Genomic DNA, 6,116 nt, shown 5'->3' on the forward strand with positions numbered 1-6,116 from the left:
TCCTGAATTGGGGGACGGCCTACGCGACCATCAAAATAAACAAAAATGCGCGAAAAGAGATGCCTCAGCCTTAGGCTGCGGCGGATTCTTTCTGATCGCGAACAGCCGCCAGAGTACGAGCCAACTTGCTGGTAGCGCCTTGAATCACGCTCATCAGCTGGGAGATTGCTTCGTCACGGGTCGGCAGGCTTGCCAGTACGTCGATCTGATTGGCTGCGAGGAACTTGCCCTCGAACGCAGCTGCCTTGATCTCGAACTTGTCCTGACCTTTTGCGAACTCTTTGAACAGACGGGCAGCAGCGCCCGGGTGCTCGTTGGAGAATGCAATCAAGGTCGGGCCGGTGAACACGTCGTTGAGAACACTGAATTCAGTGTCAGCAACGGCGCGCTTGAGCAGGGTGTTACGTACTACACGTACGTAAACGCCAGCTTCACGAGCCTCTTTACGGAGTCCGGTCATAGCGCCTACTGTCACACCACGGGCATCAGCCACGACAGCGGACAGACCAGCTTTGGCAGCCTCGTTGACTTCAGCGACGATGGCCTTCTTGTCTTCGAGTTTAATTGCCACGGGTTTAACTCCTGCTTGTTACCGTTTCATCCGACCGAAGCCAGATGTCGTTTTGGTGTCTGATTCGGTAAGGAACCGGGAGCACCATCTGCGTAGGCTTGTGGTTTAAGGCTTGCGCCGCCTACGGTCTTGGATAGCCCCCGCCAGGCAGGGACCCCAATCTTGGATGCGACACGGCAAGCCGTGCCGATCTGTCTTACGCGTCCAGCGAACCCTGGTCGATGACCAGGCCTGGGCCCATGGTGGTGCTCAGGGTAACGCGCTTGACGTAAATACCTTTCGAGGAAGCAGGCTTGATACGCTTGAGGTCAGCGATCAGCGCTTCAACGTTTTCCTTCAGCTTGACTGCGTCGAAACCGACCTTGCCAACTGAAGTGTGGATGATGCCGTTTTTGTCGGTGCGATAACGAACCTGACCAGCCTTCGCGTTCTTCACGGCGTTAGCAACGTCCGGAGTAACGGTACCAACTTTCGGGTTAGGCATCAGACCGCGAGGACCGAGAACCTGACCCAACTGACCAACAACACGCATCGCGTCCGGGGAAGCGATAACGACGTCGTAGTTCAGATCGCCAGCTTTCATTTCTGCAGCCAGATCATCCATACCAACGCGATCAGCGCCGGCAGCCAGAGCGGCTTCAGCAGCAGGACCCTGGGTGAAGACCGCAACGCGTACGGTTTTGCCAGTGCCGTGCGGCAGGACGGTAGCGCTACGCACGACCTGGTCGGATTTACGAGGGTCAACGCCCAGGTTAACAGCGACGTCTACGGACTCGCTGAACTTGACGGTCGACAGCTCGGCCAGCAGAGCGGCGGCATCAACAAAGTTGTAGACCTTGCCAGCTTCAACCTTGCCAGCGATTGCCTTTTGACGCTTGGTCAACTTAGCCATTACACACCCTCCACGTTAAGGCCCATGCTACGAGCGGAACCGGCGATGGTACGCACGGCCGCGTCCATGTCAGCAGCAGTCAGATCCGCATTTTTTGCTTTAGCGATATCTTCCAGCTGAGCACGGGTAACGGTGCCAACTTTAACGGTGTTCGGGCGAGCCGAGCCGCTGGTCAAACCTGCTGCTTTTTTCAGCAGAACCGACGCAGGGGTACTTTTGGTTTCAAAAGTGAAGCTACGGTCGCTGTATACAGTGATGATCACTGGAGTCGGCAGACCTGGCTCAAGACCCTGAGTACGGGCGTTGAATGCCTTGCAGAATTCCATGATGTTCACGCCGTGCTGACCCAGGGCCGGACCGACGGGCGGGCTTGGGTTAGCCTGAGCGGCTTTAACTTGCAGCTTGATGTATGCAGTTATCTTCTTGGCCATGAGGCACTCCAATTACGGGTACAAGCGCCAACAAAGGCTCCCCGACTATTACACGTATATCCCAGTGACGAAAAAACCCCACAGCCTTAGGCTGCGGGGTGTGGGATTCCAGCTCAGTTATGCCTTTTCGACCTGACTGAACTCAAGCTCTACCGGAGTAGAACGTCCGAAAATGAGCACCGCCACTTGGATTCGGCTCTTTTCGTAGTTAACTTCTTCGACTGTGCCGTTGAAATCAGCAAACGGACCGTCAGTAACCCGCACAACCTCACCTGGCTCGAACAGAGTCTTGGGCTTAGGCTTGTCGCTACCATCAGCAACACGACGCAGGATAGCTTCCGCTTCCTTGTCGGTGATTGGGGCCGGCTTGTCGGCAGTACCGCCGATGAAGCCCATGACACGAGGAGTATCCTTGACCAAGTGCCAAGTACCCTCGTTCATATCCATCTGAACCAGCACGTAACCAGGGAAGAACTTGCGTTCGCTTTTGCGCTTCTGGCCATTACGCATTTCAACCACTTCTTCAGTGGGAACCAGAATCTCGCCAAAGCCATCTTCCATGCCTGCGAGCTTCACACGCTCGATCAACGAGCGCATGACATGCTTCTCGTAACCCGAGTAAGCATGCACTACGTACCAACGCTTAGCCACGGGACACCCTTAGCCAACTATCAAGGAAACAAGCCAGCCGAGCAGGGAATCTAGACCCCACAACAGCAACGCCATCACCAGCACAACCGCTACAACAATCAGAGTGGTCTGCGTGGTTTCTTGGCGAGTAGGCCAAACGACTTTACGAATCTCTGCACGCGCTTCCTTCGCCAAAACGGAGAAAGCCTTCCCCTTGCCAGTCTGAAGTGCAACGAAGGCAGCTACAGCAGCAAGCGCGAGAAGGGCGAGAACACGATACAGGATCGGCTGCGCAGAGTAATACTGATTACCGACAACACCCACGACCACCAAAACGACTACCAGGAGCCATTTGAGCAAGTCAAAGCGAGAGTCTGATGCTTCAGCTTTGGGATTCATCTACGGAGATCCTGTGAAAAGAAAGCCAGATTACATCTAGGGAATCTGGCAGGTCAGGAGGGAATCGAACCCCCAACCTACGGTTTTGGAGACCGTCGCTCTGCCAATTGAGCTACTGACCTAAAACAAAATCAGGCCGACCATTATGCGGACCTGACAGGAGTTTTTCAACACCTCTTTCGGAGACCACCCAAACCGCAGCAATTTCCGGAGGGCTTCAAGCGTCACACACAAGCAGTGCGACCGCTTAAAACAAAGGCAGATATTTGCATATCTGCCTTTGACAATGGAGCTCTTGAGCGGATTTGAACCGCTGACCTCACCCTTACCAAGGGTGTGCTCTACCAACTGAGCTACAAGAGCGAAACACTGTGCATGAACTGCAAACTTGGAGCGGGTAGCGGGAATCGAACCCGCATCATCAGCTTGGAAGGCTGAGGTTCTACCACTAAACTATACCCGCACGATTTACAGTTCGCGCTAAATCTGGTGGAGGGGGAAGGATTCGAACCTTCGAAGTCGTAGACGTCAGATTTACAGTCTGATCCCTTTGGCCGCTCGGGAACCCCTCCTAAGCGAGGCAGCATTCTCAACTCATGCTGCCCTTCTGTCAACCATTTTCTCATTAAAAACCTGAGGTTACATGCGTTGACTCTTTTAGCCCCGCCGTTCGATTTACACCGCACTGCGAAGCGGGCGCCATTCTATGCAAACTATTCGGCAGATGCAATGCCTTCACATGACATTATTTTGCTTTTTAGTTGAGGGAAGTCTTGAGCCAACTGACCGACCATTCCGTCCTCTACCAGGCGACGACTTTCGGGCATCACTTTCAACCAGTAGCCCTGCCTGGAGGCCGTCGGCGGCTCCTGGAACTGCGTATGCACGTCCAGACTGTTGAGGCGTTGCTCGATGGCACGCGCATCACTCTCCTGAGGGATGCCACCCAGATAAAGACACTCACTGGCGGCCTGCTGACCAGGCCGCGCCGATCCGGATTCACTCAACAGCTTTATGTCCTGCCCCGGAGAGCGCTGCAGGGCCAGCGGCACTATTTCCTTGGCACGCAGCGGCGCTTCCTGCTGGTGCCAGATGTAATAGAACGCATTGAGCATCAACAACAGTAAAAACAGCCAACGCATATAAACCTCAGCCCAGCGGGCAAGCAAGGGCCAGGCCCACGAAAACGAGGTCAGGCACGACACGCACATTCGGCAGCACATCGGCCACCAGTCCGGCATCGCCACCCGTTACAAAAATACAGAAATCTTGCCCCCAGTATTCACGAGCCAACTGGATTTGGGTCATGGCAAAACCTCGCAGCATGAGAGAACACCCGCGCTCTACCGCTTCAGAGGTTGCCCGACCTGGAGCGAAATTGGCCAGCGCACGTTCGGCGGCTGCGTCGTCATACCGAATGCGGCGCGTGTGCGTTCGCAGCTCGCTGCGCATAAGCGGCATTCCGGGACATATGAAGCCCCCCAAGTGCTTCCCATCGACTGCGACGAAATCAGATGTCACGGCGGTACCCAGGTCGAGTACCACGCACGCACGCTGGGCAAGATGATAAGCCCCAACAAAGGCCAGCCAGCGGTCAAGCCCAAGACGACGGTAGTCTTCATATCCGTTTGTAACCCCAGCAAGCTCCAGGGCAGGCTCCGCACATACGGGCTCCACTGAAAATGCCTGAGCCAGCATGGCCATCAGACCGCCAGTCTCTTCCCCGCTTCTGACGCTGACCAATCTGCATGCGCGCAGTGCCAGGCCAGGAACCTGCAGCAGGCATTCGAGCAGCGCGCTATCGGAATCGACTACACCGCCGGCAATAATCGCTACACCGCCCTTCCCGGTCACCCTCCACTTGATAAAACTGTTGCCACAATCGAGTTCAAGAATCATCACGCAACCTCAGACTAAGCTCGCCGCCGCTAAAGCTTCGCTCCACACCAGCCACGTCCAGCCGCAGTGCCCCGAGCGCATCAATTCCCAAAACTACCCCCTCGACCCTGCTGACTCCCGACAGAAGCGTGACAGAATGCCCCTGCCACAGATGCGCTCGCTCCCAGGCAGCCTGAAAGGCAGTGAACCCCTGCTCTTTATGCAGGGAAAGAGACGCATCCAGCGCCCGACTTACCCGTGCCGCCAGCTCATTGCGATCGGTGAGAGCACCACGCTCCAAACGCATGGATGTCCAGGACTGATCAACCTCTGTCGTGACTTGCATGTTCACATTGATCCCGACACCAATTACCACGTGACATACATCTGCCGGATCACCGATCAACTCCAGAAGTATCCCAGCGATTTTCCGATCGCCTACCAGGACGTCGTTGGGCCATTTCAGACCGGCCTCCTTGACGCCCATTTCGTGCAGCACATCCATGACGGCGAGGCCGACCAGCAAGCTGAGGCCTTCAATCTGGCGCATCCCGCCGTCGATCCGCAGCACCAGGCTGTAGTAAAGGTTTTCAGCAAAGGGACTGGCCCATTTCCGGCCTCGCCTGCCCCGGCCCGCAGTCTGGCGCTCAGCCATGACCAGCGCAGGCATGGTAGCCCCCGACCCTACAAGCCGTACTGCCTCAGCATTGGTCGAATCTACAGTGTCCAGTACATGCACCGACCAGCCGGGCGGGCAGCCGAATCGCCTGATTGCCTCCACACCCAGCAGGGAAAGAGGGCGGGCCAGTTTATAGCCACGGCCACGTACCTTGTGAGTTTCAACCCCCAACTCGGCCTCCAGTTGCTGAAACTGCTTCCATACCGCGGCGCGACTAATACCCAAGGCATTGCCTAGGGCCTGGCCGGAATGAAACTCACCGTCAGCAAGAAGTTTTAACAACGTCAGCATGAATATATCGCCTGGCAATGAGGCACGCATGATAGCCACGCGAACCCAAGATTCATAGGCGTGCCGAGCGCTCCCTACCAACGCTCACGACCTCAGCCTGTGGACGATCTGGTAGAACGCGCTTGCCCGCGACGCCTCGGTTCCAGGCGGCTGTGGGTTCAGCGGCTGTGTCGGCCTCTTCGCAGCTGAAGCCGCTCCTACAGGGATTGCCTGTTTCCGGGTCCGGAAAAGACAAAACCCCTGACTGCATGCGCAATCAGGGGTTTCGGAATGAATCTTGACGATGACCTACTCTCACATGGGGAAACCCCACACTACCATCGGCGATACATCGTTTCACTGCTG

At 56.0% G+C, this 6,116-nt stretch carries 8 protein-coding genes and 4 tRNA genes; all 12 read right to left on the reverse strand.

Features of this window, described 5'->3' with window-relative positions:
- Window positions 1-70: 70 nt before the first annotated feature.
- Entirely contained in the window at window positions 71-571 is a 501-nt protein-coding gene (gene rplJ / locus EGJ27_RS16915; protein ID WP_125831873.1) for a 50S ribosomal protein L10, read from the reverse strand.
- A 196-nt stretch (window positions 572-767) separates the two neighbouring features.
- Complete coding sequence (rplA, locus tag EGJ27_RS16920) at window positions 768-1,463, reverse strand: 50S ribosomal protein L1 (protein WP_125831874.1); 696 nt, start codon at window positions 1,461-1,463, stop codon at window positions 768-770.
- On the reverse strand, window positions 1,463-1,894 hold the full coding sequence (rplK, locus tag EGJ27_RS16925; protein ID WP_125831875.1) for a 50S ribosomal protein L11: 432 nt from the start codon (window positions 1,892-1,894) through the stop codon (window positions 1,463-1,465). Before rplK ends, rplA begins: the two co-directional genes overlap by 1 nt.
- A gap of 117 nt (window positions 1,895-2,011) precedes the next feature.
- Entirely contained in the window at window positions 2,012-2,545 is a 534-nt protein-coding gene (nusG, locus tag EGJ27_RS16930; RefSeq protein WP_002555501.1) for a transcription termination/antitermination protein NusG, read from the reverse strand.
- Window positions 2,546-2,554: 9 nt separating this feature from the next.
- Complete coding sequence (secE, locus tag EGJ27_RS16935) at window positions 2,555-2,923, reverse strand: preprotein translocase subunit SecE (protein ID WP_125831876.1); 369 nt, start codon at window positions 2,921-2,923, stop codon at window positions 2,555-2,557.
- A 46-nt stretch (window positions 2,924-2,969) separates the two neighbouring features.
- A tRNA-Trp gene (locus tag EGJ27_RS16940) sits at window positions 2,970-3,045 on the reverse strand.
- A 165-nt stretch (window positions 3,046-3,210) separates the two neighbouring features.
- Window positions 3,211-3,286, reverse strand: a tRNA-Thr gene (locus tag EGJ27_RS16945).
- Between the two features lie 26 nt (window positions 3,287-3,312).
- Window positions 3,313-3,386 (reverse strand) — tRNA-Gly (locus EGJ27_RS16950).
- Between the two features lie 24 nt (window positions 3,387-3,410).
- A tRNA-Tyr gene (locus EGJ27_RS16955) sits at window positions 3,411-3,495 on the reverse strand.
- Window positions 3,496-3,636: 141 nt separating this feature from the next.
- Window positions 3,637-4,065 (reverse strand): hypothetical protein, encoded by a 429-nt coding sequence (locus EGJ27_RS16960; RefSeq protein ID WP_125831877.1) that lies wholly within the window; start codon window positions 4,063-4,065, stop codon window positions 3,637-3,639.
- A gap of 7 nt (window positions 4,066-4,072) precedes the next feature.
- Window positions 4,073-4,822, reverse strand: a complete 750-nt coding sequence (locus EGJ27_RS16965; RefSeq protein ID WP_125831878.1) for a pantothenate kinase — start codon at window positions 4,820-4,822, stop codon at window positions 4,073-4,075.
- Window positions 4,812-5,771, reverse strand: coding sequence for a bifunctional biotin--[acetyl-CoA-carboxylase] ligase/biotin operon repressor BirA (gene birA / locus EGJ27_RS16970; protein ID WP_125831879.1), 960 nt, complete (start codon window positions 5,769-5,771; stop codon window positions 4,812-4,814). The genes EGJ27_RS16965 and birA overlap by 11 nt, the downstream gene beginning before the upstream one ends.
- Between the last annotated feature and the right edge of the window lie 345 nt (window positions 5,772-6,116).

Source organism: Pseudomonas sp. v388, from assembly GCF_003935425.1.
Taxonomy (GTDB): Bacteria; Pseudomonadota; Gammaproteobacteria; order Pseudomonadales; family Pseudomonadaceae; genus Aquipseudomonas.

Bases quoted from the DNA above. Each gene is read 5' to 3' on its own strand.
- rplA (WP_125831874.1), bottom strand. From the start codon at position 1,463: ATGGCTAAGTTGACCAAGCGTCAAAAGGCAATCGCTGGCAAGGTTGAA.
- rplK (WP_125831875.1), bottom strand. From the start codon at position 1,894: ATGGCCAAGAAGATAACTGCATACATCAAGCTGCAAGTTAAAGCCGCT.
- secE (WP_125831876.1), bottom strand. From the start codon at position 2,923: ATGAATCCCAAAGCTGAAGCATCAGACTCTCGCTTTGACTTGCTCAAA.
- EGJ27_RS16960 (WP_125831877.1), bottom strand. From the start codon at position 4,065: ATGCGTTGGCTGTTTTTACTGTTGTTGATGCTCAATGCGTTCTATTAC.
- EGJ27_RS16965 (WP_125831878.1), bottom strand. From the start codon at position 4,822: ATGATTCTTGAACTCGATTGTGGCAACAGTTTTATCAAGTGGAGGGTG.
- birA (WP_125831879.1), bottom strand. From the start codon at position 5,771: ATGCTGACGTTGTTAAAACTTCTTGCTGACGGTGAGTTTCATTCCGGC.